The sequence below is a fragment of the Natronomonas sp. CBA1123 genome (assembly GCF_009741925.1).
GTDB lineage: Archaea > Halobacteriota > Halobacteria > Halobacteriales > Haloarculaceae > Natronomonas.
In genome coordinates this window covers 23,259-41,159 of sequence record NZ_WPCC01000013.1, presented here as the reverse complement: position 1 = coordinate 41,159, position 17,901 = coordinate 23,259, and the positions used below count along the sequence as shown (strand labels likewise).

Below are 17,901 nucleotides of genomic sequence, written 5' to 3'. Positions count from 1 at the left end.
CTTGGTGGACACCTGACGGAATAAGCGTTCGTGAGACGTGGCGACTGGTGGCGTGTTATCGCGGTGTCTCGGTGCCCCACTTCTCCAGTGCCGTGGCGAGTTCCGGAACGGACTCGGCGCGCGACTGGAGTGACTCACCCTCGACGGAAGCGTCGACGGCCGCCCGGAGTGCGCGAGCGCCCGCTTCGGTGCCATCGGGGTGGCCGTGGATGCCGCCGCCGGCCTGGACCATGACGTTCGTCCCCAAGGCGTCGAGCAGTTGGTCGACGATGCCCGGATGGAGGCCGCCGCTTGCGACCGGCAGCACGTCGTTGTGACCGTGGAGGTCCGAGCGGAGCCACTCGTTGATGCCGGCGGTGTCTTCGTTTTCCAGTTTGCCGAGTCCAGCGGTCCCCGTGTGGATGTGGTCGACGCCACAGAGGCGCGCGAACTGTGCGAGACAGCGCATCGAGACACCGTGTTGGGGCAGGCGGTCGAAGGCCGCGTGCATCGCGCGGTGGGCGTGAATCGCCAAACCGAGGTCCTCGGTCCGACGGCGGACCGTCTGGAGGCCGCTCCACCCGGCTGTGATGATGTCGACCATCACGAACGACCCGCCCTGGTCGGCGACGTAGTCGGCGCGGCGGACCATCTCGTCGGTTTCGGCGGTGATGTTGACGAGGTAGTCCTTGCGCTCGCCAGTTTCCTCCTCGGCGCGGTCCCGCGCTTCCAGGGAATCGGCAACGCGCGTCTCGAAGGGGTTGAAGTCCTGGTCGGTGAGGTTCTCGTCGTCTTTCAGGAGGTCGACCCCACCGACCCACGCGTCGTAGCCGACCTGGACGTGCTCTTCTGTCGACAGCCCGACTTTCGGCTTGGGAACGGTCGCAAGCGGCGGTCGGTCGGCGGCATCGAGGATTTCGGTTCGGACCGCCGAGCCGTACTGTGGCCCGGGGAACGAGCCGGCGAGACCTTCGGGCCACTCACAGTCGAGCAGTCGGATTGTATCGACGGCTTTCATCCCCATGATGTTGCCGGCGATACAGGACAGCACCTGTGCCATACTGCCGTCCTCGAACAGCGCCTGGGGGTAGGCGACGGTGACTTCGGTGCCGTATTCGCCCTCCCCGCCGATGTCGCAGGCCAGAGCCGAGTACTGCCGGACGTCCGACTCCGGTGAGAGGGCGGCCCACGTGCCGTTGGAACTCTCGGAGGCGACGCGGGCGGCCGCCGCTTCGACCGACAGCCCTTCTCCCGGTACGAGCCGAAACGTACAGACGAGGTCGTCGGGTTGGGGGTCGTAGCTCTCGTCGAGGAAATCGGCGTACTCCATACCGAGAACCTTCGTCGCCCGGTGACTTAATAGGGGTTGCCGGTCGCCGCAATCCCAAACGAAGCGCAACGCTCACGGGGCTCGAAGTTAGTCGAGAACAGTGGTCGTCGTACCGGACCGGCCGTCGGCAGCGACCGGTCGGTGGCCGAATCGCTCGGCCCGGTATCAGTCCGGCTCTTCGCTGGTGTAGCTCCTGTAGCTCATCACCGACCCGTCGACGATGACCGTGTCGACGCCGTGTTGGCGTTCGTGCGGCGGGTCCTCGCCCAGCGCTTCCGTCTCAGCGTCGCCGTACTCGTATGGTGTGTGGTGTTCAACCATACCAGTGTGTCGGCACCCATCGTATATAAATCCTTGTCAGACGTTACCACTCGAAGGTTCCGTGGGTCAGTACCGCGGGTTCGACGGACTCGACCCGCGTCTGCAGGAATCGATATAAGTAACCCACTATCGACGGCGATGAACCTAACAATAGAAACACAAAACGCGGCGTACGTTCATGAAGCGACGCACATTTCTCGGGGCGACGGGGGCGACAGCCGCCGGATTACTGGGAACCGGAACGGCCACTGCACAGGTAGAGAGCCCGATTGAGAACGTAGAGATACTGACCGACTCCTATGGCGTCAGTCACATCTACGCCGACGACGTGTACTCGCTGAGTTTCGGCAACGGCTACGTCCAAGCGCGGGACCGCCTGTTCCAGATGGACGCCGTCCGGCTGCTCGGCCGCGGCGAGAGCGCCGAGTGGCTCGGCCCCGCACAGTTGCCTTCCGACATCGAGGTTCGCCGCGACCTCTACAGCCGCGAGGAGATAAATCAACAGTGGGAACAGGCCAGCGAGACGACCCGAGAGGCCCTCCGCGGGTACGCAGACGGCGTCAATCGACGAATCAGCGAGATGGCGGCGAAGGGGAACCTCCCCGGGGAGTTCGCGGCGCTGGGCCGGGTCCCCGAACCGTGGAAGCCGGAGGACTCCATCGCGTTCATCAACTACGCCATCGGCTTCTTCGGCGTCGGCGGCGGCAGCGAGCTGTCGAACGCGAAGACGCTCGCCGAGATGTTCGAGAACTTCGACAGCGAACGCGAGGCGTGGGAGGCCTACGGCGACTACAACCACGTCGTCGTCCCCGACGACCACTACGGCTCCGTCGACGAGGCCGAAATCGAGACGACGGACGAGGAGGCCCTCGCGTACGACGACCTCTCCGAGGAGCAACTGGAGGTGATTCGAGCCGCCAAGGACATCGAACCCTGGGGTGTCAGCAGTGCCCTCGAAATCCCCGACGGCGTCACCGAAGGGCTCCGACAGTCACGCGGGATGATGGAGGGGTTCAAGTTCGGCTCCAACGCCATCATCGTCGGCAGCGAACTCAGCGCCGTCGACAAACCGATTCTCGGTGCCGGCCCCCAGATGGGGCTGTTCAAGCCGCCGATACCGTACGAAGTCGGCCTCCACGGTGCCGGCTTCGACGTGGTCGGGATGGGTGTCGTCGGCGCACCCGCACTCGTCATCGGTCGGACCCCTGAAATCGCGTGGACGGTCACCACCTCCGGCGACGACATGGTTGACACTATCGCCGTCGAACTCGACCCCGACGACAAACACCGCTACAAGTGGAACGGCGAGTGGCACGAGATGGCCACCGAGCAGGTGACCCACTACACCAGTCCGGTCGGCGGCGTCGCGCAGGGACAGACCGACCCAGGGAGCTACGACGTGGTCCAACAGGAAGTCGCCCGCGTCGAACAGGAAGGCACCTCGATGCCGGTCGTCGCGTGGAACCCCGAAGAGAACATCGCCTACTGTCAGCGCGCGACGACGCGGATGGACGAACTCGACGGCGCCTTCCAGTGGGCCGAAGTCGGCCGCGCAAACAGCATCGACGAGTTCGAGTCGTACCTCTCGGAGTTCCCCTTCGGCTTCAACTTCCACGTCGTCTCCGACGACGAAATCGCGTTCTTCCGGACCGGCAAGCTACCGGACCGCCGCGGCGACGGCGACCCCCGGATGCCAAAACCCGTCTCCGAACACGACTGGGGCGGCGTCGACGTGGGCACGAACATCGGCGCCAGCGTCCGCGACCCCGACCGCGGTTACGTCGTCAACTGGAACAACGCCCCGGCGCCGGGGTGGCGCTCCGGCGACAGCGAACAACAGTGGGGCACCGTCCACCGCGTCGACGTGATGGAGCGACTCATCGGCGAGGCCATCGAGCGCACCGACGGCAACCTCACCAGACAAGACGTCGCCGACATCGTCGAGGACTGCGGGGTCGAACACCCCTTCGCCCCGCGGTCGGTGCCTGCGATGATAGGGGCGACCAAACCAGGATTCGTCGACTCCCAGCTGAAGGCCATGGCCGCGGAACTGGAGACCTGGCAGGAGACGGATTACTCGTTCCGCCCCGGTTCGAACGGCACCTACGACAACGGCGGGATGGCAATCTGGGAGGAGGTCCGCAAAGAACTCCAGGAGTTGGTGTTCGGAGACGAGTTGGGCGAACAGACCCCGTCGCTGAACTACGACCCGACCGCCGTCGACGGACAGGGCGGCGGCGACCCCCACGCCGCCGACCACGGCGCGACGGTCAACGAGGACGTGACGCTCGTCGCCGCTATCGACGGCGACACTGACCACCGGTGGTTCGACGATATCGACGGCGAGAACAAGGCCTCCCGGGACCAACAGCGCAACGCAGTCATCCGGAAGGCGATGCAGCGGGCCGCAGACACGCTTTCGGAGCGTTACGGCCGCGACGACCCCACAGAATGGCTGTTGGAGAACCGACAAAGCGAGTTCTCGCCGCTCGGTGCCGCCAACCCCAGTCGCATCCCGATGTCGAACCGCTCGAGTTTCCAACAGTCCATTGTCATCGGGGAGGGACTGGACGACTCGAAGTCCGTGTTGCCGCCGAGTAACTCCGGTCACCAGAGCATCGACGAACTCCCCTTGACCTTGGCCGGCGACGAACCCGACCGACTGACCAACCAACTCGACCTCTACGTGAACTTCGACTACAAGCCCCACCCCATCACCCGCGAGCAGGTCGAGTCCCGAGCGGTCGAACAGAAGACGGTCCGGACGGGGAGTTCCGACGCGGCGGACATCGCCCGCCCCGCGACGGACCTCGCGGTCCACCTCCTGTCGGTCCCCGGCGGCGGCATCCGCGCCGTTCGGAACGTGCCCGTGCAACTGCAGCGGAGCATCAACGGCATCCTCGACCGCGCGACGGAGGTGCCCGCGGAGGCCGGCGACACCGAAGCACCCGAGACGCCCGAAGCGCCGACCGAGGAACTCTCCGGTGGCCTCGGTGACCTACTGGAGTGAACGTCAGCCGTCCAGTACGGTATCCAACTCGGCCAGCGAGTCGATGACGTAATCCGGTCGAACGTCGCTTTTCTCGATATCATCGTCCGTCGAGACACCGGACCGAACCAGCACCGTCGTCATGCCCGCACGCTCGCCCAAGGCGATGTCGGTGTTCAGTCGGTCGCCGACGACGAGACACCGCTCGGCCGGCGCGTCGAGGACATCGAGCGCAGCGCGTTGAGCCTCCTCGGATGGTTTACCGAGGATTCGCTCGGGGTCGCGTTCGATGATGCCGCCGACGGCGTTGATAACGGCACCCGACCCCGGAATCATCCCGTCGTGATGTGGGACGAGCAAATCGGGGTCCGTCCCGTAGAACGTCGCGCCGGCGTCGAGAGCACGGTAGCCCGCGAGCATGTCGCCGTAGTCGAACTCCCGGTCGTAGGAGGCGACAAGCACGTCGGATTGGGTGGCATCGTCGACGAGGCTGAGACCGGCGGCCTCGAACTGCTCCCGAAGACCCTCCGAACCGACGAGGAACACCGAATCGTCGTCGTGTTCGGTGGCGAGAAACCGCGTCGTGACGGTGCCGGCCGACAGTATCCACTCGGGGTCGACATCGATGCCGAGACCGCGCAGACGGTCGGCGTAGGCCGCCCGCGATTTCGTCGGGTTGTTCGAGAAGAACAGCGTCCGCGTTCCGTCCGTACGGAGGCGGTCGATGGCCGCTGCCGCCCCGGGTATCAGTTCGTCGCCGCGGTACACCGTCCCGTCGAGGTCCAGTACCGCGCCCTCGTATGCCATAGTCGCGGTAGGCGTCGGGCGGTGTTAACCCTCGGTGTCGAGGCGAGTTCCGAGCCGGACTATCGTCGCCGCCACGGTCGGAAGGACGACCGAGACGGCGAGTAGCCCGAGCGACAGCGGAAACGCCGTCGTGACGGCGGCGAGCGTGCCGTACCACGCCAACACGGCGCCGTAAGCCGCGAGAACGAACGCGCCGAAGTACACCCCGAGGACGAACGCCCGGCCGGTCGAGACGGCGACGAGACCGAGGAGTGCGCCGGCGAGGACCAACCCAGCCCAGTGGACGGCGCTGGCGAGGAGTCCGACGACGAAGACGGCGAGGATGGCCGCCTCGGCGCGAGGGCCCTCACGGACGCTGCGCAGACGTTCGGCGGCGCTCATGATTCCCCCTCGAACCGGATGACGACCGGACCACGCTGTTCGAACGGAAGTGGGTCGGTGTCGCCGGCCGCCCACGTCTCGAGTCTGTCGTCGTAATGCGGCGAGTATGGATTGCCGGACTGGCCGCCGGGCAGCGACCCGACGCCGCCGTCGCCGTCGACGACCATCCGGAAGGAGGCGCCGACCTGCGTCGAGCGGTCCGAACGGAAGTTGAACACGGTATTGGGCGAGCCGTCCATCGCGCGCTCCTCGTAGTCGAGGAAGGCAAGCGGGAACGGGTGGTTCAAATCGAGGCGGTTGTAGTCGCCGTAGGTGTCGTAACCCGCACTGTCGATTCTATCCAGCGTCCGGTTGAGCGCCCGTGCGGCGATGTCGGCACGCGTCTCGGTTTCGCGGGTGCGTGGGTCGTCGTACCACTGGCTGTCGGCCGGCAGCGTCTCCAGGGTCCGGTCGGCCGGGAAGTACGACTCGTCGAGGCCGTTGGCGCGGAACTGCGGTCCCCACGTCGCGTTGCGGTAGGCGTCGAGCCACACCCGGAAGACGAGCGCCGCCTCCGAATCGGCGTCCATCCGGCGGTCCCACGCTTCGAGGTCATCGACCGCGGCGCGCTGCTCCGGAGTCATCTCCTCGCGAGCGCCGTTCAGGTGCGGCAGGAACGCTTCGGCCGCCTTCGAGTAGGTATCGCCCTGCAGGTCGGTGTGGAACGACCGGTTCATCGGCTCGCCCGAAGCGGCCCGTTCGTCGAGTCGCTCGTAGATGCGCTCACCGCGGTAGCCGTCGGCATAGCGCGTACTCCGCGTGATGTAGAACGGCGGGTCGTCGGTGGTGCGTTGATTGGCCGTGGCGACGTAGGGGGCGTTTCGGACCTCGGGGTAGTCTTCGAAGTCGGCGAATCCGGCACCGTCGAAGTCGCTGACCCCGTACGGTTCGAACCCGGCCCACTCGCCGTGACCGGCCGACCCGTCGAAGACCTGGTCGCCGGCGACCGTCTCGTTGTCGACGGTCCGAATCGGATACTGGCCGGTGATTCGGAACAGCGTCTCGCCGTCGCGGTCGGCGGCGACGATGTTCTGTGTCGGCAAATCGAACCGTCGCAGCGCCGTTCGCACGTCGTCGACGCTGTCGGCTTGGTTGAGGTCGTAGACGGCCTCGGCCTCCCGCGTTCCGGTGAGGCCGAGCCACGCCACCGAGACGCGTTGCCCCTCGCGTTCGAGCAGCGGCCCGTGGACGGTCTTCTGTACCTCGACGGTTCGGTTCTCGCCGCCGGAGACCGCGATGTTTTCCGTTCGCGATTCGACGGTTCGCGTCTCGCCCTCGTAGCGGTAGGTCTCCTCGTCGACCCACTCGTAGGTGTAGGTGTCGAGTACGTCGGCGCCGACGTTGGTGAACCCCCACGACACCTCGTCGGTCGCGCCGATGACGACCACGGGAAGGCCGGGGAAGGAGACGCCGCGAACGCTCGTTTCGGGCGATTGGAGGTGCATCTCGTACCACGTCGGCGGGACGGTGAGTTGGAGGTGGGGGTCGTTGGCGACGACCGGCGTGCCGTCCGCGGTCATATTTCCGGAGACGACCCAACTGTTCGACCCGATACCGCGTTCGGGTTCGTAGGGTGCGACGGCGTCGTGTATCGCGCCGAAGTCGGCCTTCTCGGGGGCGGGGCGGGCGACGGAGGCCTGGGAGCCGGCGCTGGCCGTCCCGTTGCGGACGATGGGCGTGTCGTGGTCGAGGCGGTCGGGGTACAGCTCGTCGGCACCGTCGACTCGCTCTCGAACGGTCGCCTCCTCGATGTCCGCAAAGGAGCCGGTCAACCCCCAGGAGACGAGTTTGCCGACGAGAAGCGTGTCCTGTGGCGTCCACCGGTCGGGTTCGTAGCCCGCGACCTGGAACTCCACGGGCAGCGGCCGGTCGTCCATGTAGCGGTTGACGCCGTCGGCGTAGGCTTCGACGCCGGCGCGAGTCTCCTCGTCTTCGATGGCTTCCCACGAGGCGTTGGCCGCGGCCGCGAAGTCCATCTGCCGGTGGAAGCGGTCGGATTCGACCTGCCCGGGCCCGAACGCCTCGGCGAGTTCCCCTCGCATCAGTCGGCGCTGGAGGTCGAGTTGGAACAGGCGGTCCCGAGCCTGCACGTAGCCGACGGCGTAGGCCAGCGCCCGGTCGTTTTCGGCCTCGACGTGTGGGACGCCGCGCTCGTCGTACCGGACCGTCGCCTCGCCGTACGGGCTGTCGACGGTCGTCGGACCGGTCGCCGCACGGGAGAGTTGGCTGCCGGCCGAATCGGGGTTCGCTTCGTCGGTCAGTGCCCACGCGTCGCCGCTGAAGGGCGCAACGAGGGCGATTGGGCCACTGGCGACGACGAGGCTACCGACGAGGACCGCCGCGAGGAGGACTGCGAGAAGCCGCTGTCGAGTCGGGCGCATACCCTCCGGACACGGCCGAGGGTCAAAAATCTACGTCGCGTTACTCCTCGGAGAGTTCGAGGGCCTCGACGATGCGACGACTCTCGCCGTCGGCGTCGTACCGGTAGACGACACCCTCGGCTTCGTCTTCGGTCGCCCGATGGGAGCCGTCACACAGCGGTCCCTCCGATGAGAGCCCACATCGACAGATGAACAGTTTGCCGTCCTCAGCGAGGTCGGACTCGTCGAACACGGCCGGAGCAGTCGCCTCGTGGCGTACTTCGCGTGCCATACCGCAACTCCGACGCGAGCGGGAAAAAGGGTAACGCGGCGCGCTCAGGAATCGTTGGCCTGCTCGAACCAGTCGGGGCGGTCGACGCTCGTGTCGTTGATTTCACCGAAGCCCATCTGGACGGAGACCGTCCGGTCGGACTCGACGACGAACGCCGCTCGCCGGATGGTGCCTCGCTCGTCGATGACGATGCTCGTCTCGAAACTGTCGATTTCGCTTTCCTCGACATCGCTTCGGAGGATGGCACCGGGGTCGGTCACGTTCTCGCTGGCGTAACTGTAGAACGTCCCCTGGTCGGTTTCGTGGACCGTCGCGTCGCCGTACTCGACGTTTGCCAACAGCGGCCCGACGAACTGGATGCCGCTGAACTCGGACATGTTGTACGCCCGGCCGGAGTCGTTGTACCGGACCTCGTCGCCGGATTCGACCCGGATGTAGACACGGTCGTCCTCGAAGTACGACACCTGCGATGCTTCGCCAGTGTCCTGAATGACGTAGGCGCGTTCGTCGTCGCGGTCGACGATTTGCTGGTAGGTGAACGTCGTGTTCGCCTCCCCTTCCTGGATGAGGCTGTCGTAGCTGAAGATGTAGCCGTCGTAGCCGGCGAGAGCGTCGAGATGCGTCGTTGCGGCCGTTCCCGCATCGGTGACGCCGCCGGGACCGTAGCCGTCTGGATACGTGGCGTCGGCCGGTCCCTCACCGGGTTCGGCGTCGGGGTCCGCCGACGGGACGCTGTCGCTTGATTCGCCGGTCGGTGTCGGCGTTGCTGTCGGGGTCGGTGTCGCACCGTCCGCCTCAGGCGTCGTGTCGGTGCCGCCTTCGTCCCACACTGGAAGCGCGGAACAGCCGGCGAGCGACACGAACAACACGAGGGCGGCGAGAACTCCGAGTCGGCGGTTCATGCCGATTCCTGTCACCGAGAATGTAAAAACGCTGTGTTCGGTTCAACTACTGTCGACCCACGATGGGCGTTCGACGGTTGTCTCTCCGAGCGACGAGAGCTCGAATGACATGTCGACGGTCCGCTCGGAGCCGTCGACGGTGTAGGTGATTTCGTACTCCGCGGTGTGGATGAGCCCCTCGCTGTCGACGACGAAGCTCGCGTCGAACGAGGAGACGTTCTCGGCACTGTCGACGCCGAGGAAGCTCCCCGCACCCTCGATGTCGCTGGACTCGTAGACGACGACCGTTTCGCCGTCGCGCTGTTCGACGCTCGCGTCGTACTGGGAGGCGTTGAGCAGGAACGGCTCGACAGCCTCCGAGGCCGTCAGCTCCGAGGCCGGGAACGTCTCGTTCGAGGAGGCCACGTCGCCGTACTGGCCGTTGTAGGAACTCCGGTTGTACTGCTTGCCGTCGCCATAGTAGGTTTCGCTCGTCCCGTTAGCGTCAGCAGTTTCGACTGCGACGGTTCGCAGCGCCTGTTCGTTCTCGAAGTCGACGCGGTAGTCACCCTCGACGAGGGTCTGGCCGTCTTGGGTGTCGATGGTGTACTGGTAGTCACCGGTGTAACTGCCCTGCGATTGGACGGCGGCATCGTAGCTCTCGACGGCCTGCTGTCCGTCAGTGATGCCGTCGGAGCCGAACCCGTCGGCGTAGTCGAACTCCGAGGGGTCTTCGGGGACCGGCGTCCCCTCGGGTTCGGGCGTTCCGTCGCCGCCGCTGTCACCGACGAGTCCGGAACATCCGGCGAGTAACACGACGACCACGACCGAGACGGCTAGTGTCGAACGGGATACCATATTCGACGTGGTTGCGTACCACGTATAAGGGTAGTGGCCATACCGCGAATATGGACGGTATCGTCTTCTTTCGGACGCAGCGACTCGACGAGGTCATCGAATTCTACACCGAGCGTCTCGGCGCCGACGTGTGGCGCGAACAGCCCGACTGCACCATCCTCGAAGTCGGTGGGTTCCGGTTCGGGTTCTGTGAGCGCGAGACGGCCGAAACCGACGGCATCCTCACGTTCGTCGTCGACTCCAGGGCGGCAGTCGACCAACTCTACGCCGAACTGGAGTCCGTCGGGGAGTCGCCGCCGACCTACAACGACCGCTACGGGATTTACCAGTGTTTCCTCACGGACCCGGAGGGCCGAACCGTCGAGATACAGGTCTTCGAGTAGTCACGCTGCCGCTTCGATGGAGTCGAGTCGCTCACGGCGCCGCTGTTCGCGTCGCTCGACGAGCTCCTGCTGAAGACGGTCGGCGACGATTTCGCGGAGTTCGCTCGCCCTCGCCTCGTCGATGTCGAGTGCGCGGGTAGCCCCGCTCGTCAGGCCGCTGGACCCGGCGGTATCGACGACGAGCGTCGCCAGTCGACGGCGGCGCTGGAAAACCGTCTGGGAATCGACGACGGTCTGGACCCGATAGTAGGGAACGACCGAAATCGTTCGCGTCCAAAACCCTTCCCGGAGGACGATGTACTCCGACTGGAGGTCGTAGCCGAGGTTGCGCCACTTCAGGTGTGCGGCCACCGGCGCAGCGACGACCAACACGGCCGTCGCGTACCACGCGAAGGTGAATCCCGTGAACCGGTCGACGGCGAAGGCGGCGGCGACGACGACGGCAGCGACGATGCCGTAGCGGACGACGTACCGCTGGCGGGCGCGTTTCGGCGGTCGCTCGAATGCCACGTCCTCGAAGGACTCGACGGACTGGGCGAGGTCGAACACCCGTCGGCGGTCGGCGAGCGGCACCGCCGACTGTGAACCGGCGTCGTTCGGGGAGTAGCCGGCCGTCTCGACGGCCAGCGAGGCGTAGCCGAGGCGTCGGGCGATGACGTTCTCCGAGATGGAGAGCGTCTGGACCTTCTCCAGCGGGATGGTGCCGCTGAACCGCTGGAGGAGTCCCCGCTCGTAGTGGAGTTCCTCGGACACTCGCGACAGCCGGAACCCGTAGTAGTTCGTCACCGCCAGTGCGCCGCTTATCGCCGCGGTCACGGCGACGATTGCGACGGCCGCAAGCGGCGCCGTCACGGCGAGCCCCACCAGTGGGTCGCCGAACTGCTCGGTGAGCGACGGCGCGACGACCGGCAACAGTACCGTCACGAACGACAACAGCCGGAGGTCGATGCCGATGACGCCGAGCAACGCGAGTTCCTTCGACGTGATGGCGAACAGTTCACGTTCGGTCGGCGCTTCGGCGGTCGTCTCGTCCGTCGAGGTGTCACCTCGTTTGAGCCGGCCGATTTCCGACTGGAGTCGCTTTGCCTCCTCAAAACTGACGTACTTCAGGGAGGCTTCCGTCGAGGAACCGCCGGCGGTTTCGAGGTCGATTTGGGCGATGCCGAGCAGTCGGTGGACGACGTTGCGCGAGATGTCGACGTTCTGGACCCGGCGAATCGGGATTTCTCGGTTCCGCCGGGAGACGACGCCCGACGCGATGTCGAGGGTGTCATCGGTGAGTTCGTACTCGAAACGCTGGTAGTAGACGAGTTGGTACGCGAGCGTGACGAGGAACCACGCGACGACGACCAGTCCGACCCCCGTGAATCCGCCGAACGTCTGGTTGCCGAAGACGAGGAAGATGAGCACCCACGCCAACCTGAGGACCGACTCGCCGGCGCGGTACGGAATCGACAGCGGGTCAAGATTCATTACACTGCGTCCTCGCCTTCGGCGGCGATGGCCAACTGTTTCAGCCGGTTCTGGAGGTCATCGGCCCGCTCCGGGGTCAGTCCGGGTATCGACACGTCGGCGCCGCGAGAGCCGGCGGTGTAGACGACGGTCGTCGCCAACCCGAACGTCCGCTCTATGGGGCCACGACTGGCGTCGACGTGTTGGATGCGGACGTAGGGAACGACGGTTTTTACGCGCGTCACGACGCCGCGTTCGAGATACAGCGAGTCCTCGCGGACTTCGTACGTCCACGACCGATACCGGAGTACCGACAGCGCCGCCGCGAGGAGGAACACGACGGTGAAGACGACGCCGCCGAGCCACGGGGCACCGGGAGAGAAAAACGCGAACGCGACGGCGGCGATGACGCCGAGAACCGCCGCGGAGATGCCGCCCTGCAGTATCCAGACTGCCTGAATCCCCGGTTCGAGCGTCTGCTGCGGTCCGACGAGGGACTCGATGTCGGGGACGCGTTCCTCGGGTGAGCCCTCGGTGTCGGCGTCGGTGCCGGTCGCTACCCGCCGAACAGCCGGCTCCAACTCGGCGCCGAGGGGGCCGTCGCCTGCTGGGTCCGTATCGTCCATTGGGTTTCGTTGCGAGCGGGTCGTATATAGTAGGCCGTGTCCGGTCGCCGTCTCACTCGCGGTGGATGCGGCCGGCAGTCACGTCTATCGGGGCGGCAAAGCGCAGTCGTGGGTCGCCATCGGGGTGCTCGAAGCCGTTGGCCGAAAACAGCGTGTTCGTCCGGATTTCGGCGGTGGCCGGCGCCAGCGACCACGGTTCGTGGTCGATGTCGCCGTAGTACAGTCGGCCGCCGTCGTCGGTCGTGTAGAACCGGTAGCGTTCGGTGAGAAACGCGTCGAGCGAGCCAGCAGCGGGCGTCTCGAAGGCTCCATCCGGGGCGTACGTCGCGTCGAAGGCCGCCGGGGCAGCGTCGGTATCTCGGCGATGGCTCCTGAACGTGACCTCGCGGTCGGCGCCCTCCCCGCGCATTTGAATATCCATCTCGGCACGGTAGTACGGCAACTGGAACAGCGTCCGTGCGAGGCTGACGCCGACGCGGTCGTCGGCATCGAGATTGAAGAAGTACACGCCCGGCCGGCCGTCGACGGTGACGTACGTCCGGAGGTTGAGTTCACCGAACTGGAGGCCGACGGGAACGCCTCGTGGACGAATGTCGGCCATTACGAACGGGACGACGCCGAGGTAGGCGTCGCCGTCGTAGGTGTCGACGGAGACGCCGTCGGGGAGCCGTCGAGCGACGGTTCCGGCGTCTACCGGCCAGTGAGCGAACAGCAGGTCCCGCCACGTCATCGAGAGGAGCGACCGCATAGTCGAAGATACGGCCGGCGTCGGTTTCGGCGTGTCGGTCCCGGAGGTTACAGGAGGTGGGCATCGACGATGTCGACGAGCGGAACCACCGGTTCCTCGGGGTGAAGCGCGAGGAAGACGCCGCTGTGGCCGGCGTAGACCCGAAGTATCTTCACGCCGTCCATCGCGGTCGTCACGTAGTTCACAGACCCCGCAGCAGGGAGGAGTTCCTCCGAGAACAGCGCGATTTCCGCGAAGTCGACGTTGACGTAGTCGTGGAGTTCCGAGAAGTGTTGCTCCATCGCCTCCTCGTCGGGGTACATCGACCGCGTCTCGGAGGCGACGTACAGCGGTTCGAACCGGTCGGGGTCGAACCGAACGACGCTGAACACTGTTTCCTCGGCCCGGTTGCGAATCAGCTCGACGGCGTCCGTCACCTCGCCGTCCGGTCCGGAAGCGTCGGTCGATGCCATACGTGTTGTGAACTGTTGGCACAGTAAAAAGGCGTTGGCGGAATCGAGACTGGAAACGTCCGATTCGGCGAGCGTTTTTGTCTCGGCCGGCCGAACAGTCACGCATGGAGTTCCGCGTCGTACAGGGCGATATCGCTGCACAGTCGGTGGACGCACTCGTCAACGCCGCCGGGACCAGCCTCCAGATGGGGTCGGGCGTCGCGGGCGCACTCAGGCGGGCGGCCGGTCGTGGCCTCAACGAGGCCGCCGTCGCGGAAGGTCCGGTCGACCTCGGAGCGGCGGCCGTCACCGACGCCTTCGACCTCGATGCCGACTACGTGATTCACGCGGCCGCGATGCCGCACTACGGCGACGGTCAAGCGACCGCCGAGAGCATTCGCGATGCGACTCACAACGCACTCGCCGCCGCCGACCGACGCGGCTGTGAGTCGCTCGTGATTCCCGCCCTCGGCTGTGGCGTCGCCGGATTCGACCTCGCAAAGGGCGCCCGCATCATCGCCGAAACCATCGACGCCTACGACCCCGAGTCGCTGTCGGACGTGCGGTTCATCGCCTACAGCGACGAGGTGTTCGAAACCGTTCGAACCGTCGCCGAGTCGGTTCGGAGCGGCGAGTGACCGACGAACTATTTAACGAACCGTTGTATCGCGGCAACAATCACACCCGTTCCGGTGCGTTTGGACGGAACATGAGACGGCTGTTCACGTACGCACTGGCAGTGGTGGGCACGTTCGGGGTCCTCGGTATCGGGTTGGGACTGGCCGGGAACTTCACGCTCAGTTTCTTCATCGAGCAGTTCGTCGACCCCGGAACGAACCCCCTCGACGTGACGCAGGTCGGACTCATGTTCCTCGTCGTCATCGTCATCGTGTACGCGACCGGCCCGATAGCCTCGGTGGTCGCCGGCGTCGTCGTCGGGCAGGTACTCCCAGACAGGGAAGGTGCCGCGGCGGTCGTCGTCGGCATCAGTTCGTTCCTCGGATTCTATCTGTTCGTCGCCCTATCGCTGTTCTTTACGTTCTCCGTCCTCGCCGAGTACGGCGCTTTGGGTGGAGGCGGCGGGAGCGGTGGCGGTGGAGGCGGCCCGCTCGACCCGGCCGGCCTCCTCACGCTGACCGTTCAGGTGAGTCTCCCGGTCGGACTGGTCGGCTTGGTGAGCGCCTACATCACGAGTCGGGTGAGCGAAGGTGAAAAGGTCGCGGCCGTCCCCGCACCCGAGCGCTCGGCGGGGACCGAAGAAGACGAGACCGCCCAGTAGTTCGAGCCGGTCTCAGTGGGCGATTTCCGAGAGCATCCGCGCCTCGATTTTCCGGAGGTGTTCCCCGACGGTCGTTGTCGACACGTCGAGTTCGTCGGCGATGTCCTGGTGGGTCGCTCGGCGGGGCACCTCGTAGTACCCGAGGTCGGAGGCGGTGTTGAGAATCTCCTGTTGGCGGTCGGTGAGCAGCGAGGAGAGTTCCCGGAGTTCGGGGTCGTAATCCGAGAGCTGTTCGAGTTCCAGACGGATGCTGTCGGGAACGTCGTCGATGGCACGGCGGACGGTCTCTTCCTTGCCGATGATGGCGACCTGGAAGCCGTCGCCGCCGTACTCGATGGGCGTGTCGACGACGAACTCGTGTTCCTCGGTGAGGTCGAAGAGGGCGGCGCCGGCCTCCGTTGGCTCCGTGTGTACGTACGCCTGCAGGCCGTCTCGAACCGACGAGACGTTGTACGAGAGGATTTCCTCGCAGTCCTCGAATATCGCTTCGAGTCGTTCGCGGCTCCCCCGAAGTTGGGTCAAAAGCACCGCCGTGCCGTCGTTGAGGCGGTTGAAGTGTAGGATGGACTCCCGCGTCAGCGACGGGTCGGCCTCGATTTCCTCTCCCACGGGGTCGATATCGCCGTCCGTGGGCATGAGAGAGACTTTGACGTACCGCATCAATCCGTCGTTGGCAGGCGGGCTATATATCTTCCCCGCTCGGGTCGAATCGCGTGGAACCGGTCATTGCCGGCAGTAGCCGTAACCGGATTGGACTCCTTTACCCCGATAGAGACGATGAACCGGGGAGTAACCGTCGGATTCGTGACCATCCTGACGCTGGCACTGTTCGTCGGCGCCGTACCCGGCGGTGCCGGCGTCGCGGCCGCGAGCCACGAACCCGAAAGCGCGGATTTCACTGTCGAGCCGATGGGCGACCGCTCGCCCGGCGCGACCGACGTGAAGTACGGCCAGTTCGTCGTCGGGGAAGCCGGAACGGACTTCGAGACGCTCGAAACGCTGTTGGCCATCTACGAGGAGGGGAGTTTCGAGGGCTGTGGACCCTCCAACTCGGAAACGTTCGGTATCGACCGCGGGAGCACCTACGAGGGCCAGAAGGTCGACGAGAGCCTCGAGAGCAACGTCAAGAGCTTCTCCGCCGGCGAGGACCGCTTCGAAGTCGACTTCTACGGCGAGGACGATTTCGGCGGCTCGACGACACACCTCGACGACGGCGACGAAATCGTTTCGGTCGCCACGTGTTACACGAACCCCGACGAACCCGGTTGGTACCAGCTCACCGGGAAAACGACGGGCGTGACCGAAAGCGGCGAGCGGAAGACCATCGAGGGCGAATCCCACTACTTCTGGATTTGTGACTGTGAGAACGAAGCCGAGGCCAGAGAGCAACTCGGGCCGCCGCCGTCGGAACCGGAGCCGACTCCGACGCCGGAACCGACGCCCGAGTCCTCCGAAGAGAGCACGCCGGAAGACGACACGACGAGCGAAGACACGTCGACGACCGAATCCGAATCGACGCCGACCCCCGAGGACACCTCGGCCGAGACGACGCCGAAACCGACGCCCGAACCGACCGCGACGCCGGAGCCGACGGCGCGGCCAGCGCCGACACCGACGCCGACGGAGGCACAGTGGGAACGTGAAGTCGTCCAGTCACCGACGGCCGGCGACGGCGCGGGCTTCGGCAGCGGCGTCGCCATTGTGGCGTTGGTCGGTGCGGCGTTGCTCGCTCGTCGGCGCTGAGTGCCGATTTATTCGTGACCCGAGATGGGAACGGGTTCGTACGGCTCTTCGAGATAGGCGATGTCGCTGGCCGAGAGGTCGATTTCCAGCGCTTCAACGGCGTCTTCGAGGTGCTGAATCTTCGAGGCGCCGATGATGGGAGCATCGACCCAATCCTTGTGTAGCAGCCACGACAGCGACAGCTGCGCCATCGAGATGCCCTTATCAGCGGCCAATTCCTGGACGCGTTCGTTGATTTCCTTCCCGCCGTTGTCGGCGTAGGGGTGTTCTTGGGCGTAGTCGTCGGTTTCGGCGCGCTTCGTCGACATGTACTCCTCGTGGGGGCGAGTGAGGTACCCCCGAGCCATCGGACTCCACGGAACGACCCCGAGCCCCTCCTTCTCACACAGCGGGAGCGTCTCGCGTTCCTCCTCTCGGTAGACGAGGTTGTAGTGGTTCTGCATCGTCGCGAACCGTTCGAGGTCCTCCGCATCACTCGTGTACAGCGACTCGGCGAGTTGGTGGGCCCACATCGAGGAGGCGCCGATGTGGCGAACCTTTCCGCGGCGGACGGCGTCGGTCATCGCCCGGAGCGTCTGCTCGATTGGCGTGTCGTAGTCCCAGCGGTGAATCTGATACAGGTCGATGGTGTCCATACCGAGGCGGTCCAGTGAGGCGTCGAGTTCCTGCTCGATGGCCTTCCGGGAGAGCCCACCGGAGTTGGGGTCGTCGTCGCGCATTCGGAAGAAGCACTTCGTCGCGACGACGCTCTCCTCGCGGTGGCCTTCGAGGGCGTCCCCGAGGATGCGCTCGCTCTCGCCGCGAGAGTACATGTTGGCGGTGTCGAAGAAGTTGATGCCGAGGTCCCGCGCCCGTTCGACGAGTTCGTGGCCGAACTCCTCGCCTTTGACCCACTCCCGCCAGTCGGAGTCGCCGAAACTCATACAGCCGAGACAGAGTCGTGACACTTCCATGCCGGTCGAACCCAGTGTGGTGTACTCCATAGCGGGTCGACGCTCGCCC

Annotated in this window: 19 protein-coding genes; 5 read left to right on the top strand and 14 right to left on the bottom strand. The window is 65.6% G+C overall.

The window, feature by feature from the left end; genetic code table 11:
• Positions 1–55: 55 nt before the first annotated feature.
• Entirely contained in the window at positions 56–1,309 is a 1,254-nt protein-coding gene (rbcL, locus tag GJ631_RS08175; protein WP_156708682.1) for a type III ribulose-bisphosphate carboxylase, read from the bottom strand.
• Between the two features lie 165 nt (positions 1,310–1,474).
• Entirely contained in the window at positions 1,475–1,630 is a 156-nt protein-coding gene (locus GJ631_RS08170; protein ID WP_156708681.1) for a hypothetical protein, read from the bottom strand.
• A gap of 178 nt (positions 1,631–1,808) precedes the next feature.
• Here GJ631_RS08170 and GJ631_RS08165 point away from each other — a divergent pair, with 178 nt between their 5' ends.
• Positions 1,809–4,640, top strand: coding sequence for a penicillin acylase family protein (locus GJ631_RS08165; RefSeq protein WP_156708680.1), 2,832 nt, complete (start codon positions 1,809–1,811; stop codon positions 4,638–4,640).
• Positions 4,641–4,643: 3 nt separating this feature from the next.
• Here GJ631_RS08165 and GJ631_RS08160 read toward each other — a convergent pair whose 3' ends face one another.
• The 6 genes from GJ631_RS08160 to GJ631_RS08135 are packed head-to-tail and all read right to left on the bottom strand — an operon-like array spanning position 4,644 to position 10,237.
• A complete protein-coding gene (locus tag GJ631_RS08160; protein ID WP_156708679.1) occupies positions 4,644–5,426 on the bottom strand; it encodes an HAD-IIA family hydrolase in 783 nt (260 codons plus the stop codon).
• A 24-nt stretch (positions 5,427–5,450) separates the two neighbouring features.
• A complete protein-coding gene (locus GJ631_RS08155; RefSeq protein WP_156708678.1) occupies positions 5,451–5,807 on the bottom strand; it encodes a hypothetical protein in 357 nt (118 codons plus the stop codon).
• The gene (locus GJ631_RS08150) at positions 5,804–8,227 is read right to left on the bottom strand and encodes a penicillin acylase family protein (RefSeq protein ID WP_156708677.1); all 2,424 of its coding nucleotides are present in this window, start codon (positions 8,225–8,227) and stop codon (positions 5,804–5,806) included. Before GJ631_RS08150 ends, GJ631_RS08155 begins: the two co-directional genes overlap by 4 nt.
• 40 nt (positions 8,228–8,267) lie before the next feature.
• Positions 8,268–8,498: a CDGSH iron-sulfur domain-containing protein gene (locus GJ631_RS08145; RefSeq protein WP_156708676.1), complete on the bottom strand. Its 231-nt coding sequence runs from the start codon at positions 8,496–8,498 to the stop codon at positions 8,268–8,270.
• A gap of 44 nt (positions 8,499–8,542) precedes the next feature.
• On the bottom strand, positions 8,543–9,400 hold the full coding sequence (locus tag GJ631_RS08140; protein WP_156708675.1) for a hypothetical protein: 858 nt from the start codon (positions 9,398–9,400) through the stop codon (positions 8,543–8,545).
• Positions 9,401–9,442: 42 nt separating this feature from the next.
• The gene (locus GJ631_RS08135; RefSeq protein ID WP_156708674.1) at positions 9,443–10,237 is read right to left on the bottom strand and encodes a hypothetical protein; all 795 of its coding nucleotides are present in this window, start codon (positions 10,235–10,237) and stop codon (positions 9,443–9,445) included.
• A 50-nt stretch (positions 10,238–10,287) separates the two neighbouring features.
• Between GJ631_RS08135 and GJ631_RS08130 the strand changes: the two genes are divergently transcribed.
• Entirely contained in the window at positions 10,288–10,620 is a 333-nt protein-coding gene (locus GJ631_RS08130) for a VOC family protein (protein ID WP_156708673.1), read from the top strand.
• Here GJ631_RS08130 and GJ631_RS08125 read toward each other — a convergent pair whose 3' ends face one another.
• From GJ631_RS08125 to GJ631_RS08110, 4 genes are read right to left on the bottom strand one after another with little or no spacing between them, the layout of a single operon-like run.
• Entirely contained in the window at positions 10,621–12,093 is a 1,473-nt protein-coding gene (locus GJ631_RS08125; protein WP_156708672.1) for a PH domain-containing protein, read from the bottom strand.
• A complete protein-coding gene (locus GJ631_RS08120; protein WP_156708671.1) occupies positions 12,093–12,698 on the bottom strand; it encodes a PH domain-containing protein in 606 nt (201 codons plus the stop codon). The genes GJ631_RS08125 and GJ631_RS08120 overlap by 1 nt, the downstream gene beginning before the upstream one ends.
• A gap of 52 nt (positions 12,699–12,750) precedes the next feature.
• Positions 12,751–13,446 (bottom strand): YqjF family protein, encoded by a 696-nt coding sequence (locus GJ631_RS08115; RefSeq protein WP_156708670.1) that lies wholly within the window; start codon positions 13,444–13,446, stop codon positions 12,751–12,753.
• Positions 13,447–13,493: 47 nt separating this feature from the next.
• Entirely contained in the window at positions 13,494–13,898 is a 405-nt protein-coding gene (locus GJ631_RS08110; protein WP_156708669.1) for a hypothetical protein, read from the bottom strand.
• Between the two features lie 104 nt (positions 13,899–14,002).
• Between GJ631_RS08110 and GJ631_RS08105 the strand changes: the two genes are divergently transcribed.
• Together GJ631_RS08105 and GJ631_RS08100 are read left to right on the top strand one after the other, a co-directional pair.
• A complete protein-coding gene (locus GJ631_RS08105) occupies positions 14,003–14,515 on the top strand; it encodes a macro domain-containing protein (RefSeq protein ID WP_156708668.1) in 513 nt (170 codons plus the stop codon).
• 71 nt (positions 14,516–14,586) lie between these two features.
• A complete protein-coding gene (locus tag GJ631_RS08100; RefSeq protein ID WP_156708667.1) occupies positions 14,587–15,156 on the top strand; it encodes a hypothetical protein in 570 nt (189 codons plus the stop codon).
• 12 nt (positions 15,157–15,168) lie between these two features.
• On the opposite strand, the gene GJ631_RS08095 is transcribed toward GJ631_RS08100, so the two are convergent.
• Positions 15,169–15,816 (bottom strand): helix-turn-helix domain-containing protein, encoded by a 648-nt coding sequence (locus GJ631_RS08095; RefSeq protein WP_156708666.1) that lies wholly within the window; start codon positions 15,814–15,816, stop codon positions 15,169–15,171.
• Between the two features lie 117 nt (positions 15,817–15,933).
• Between GJ631_RS08095 and GJ631_RS08090 the strand changes: the two genes are divergently transcribed.
• Positions 15,934–16,899: a PGF-CTERM sorting domain-containing protein gene (locus tag GJ631_RS08090; RefSeq protein WP_156708665.1), complete on the top strand. Its 966-nt coding sequence runs from the start codon at positions 15,934–15,936 to the stop codon at positions 16,897–16,899.
• A gap of 8 nt (positions 16,900–16,907) precedes the next feature.
• On the opposite strand, the gene GJ631_RS08085 is transcribed toward GJ631_RS08090, so the two are convergent.
• Positions 16,908–17,882: an aldo/keto reductase gene (locus GJ631_RS08085; RefSeq protein WP_156708664.1), complete on the bottom strand. Its 975-nt coding sequence runs from the start codon at positions 17,880–17,882 to the stop codon at positions 16,908–16,910.
• Positions 17,883–17,901 lie beyond the last annotated feature (19 nt).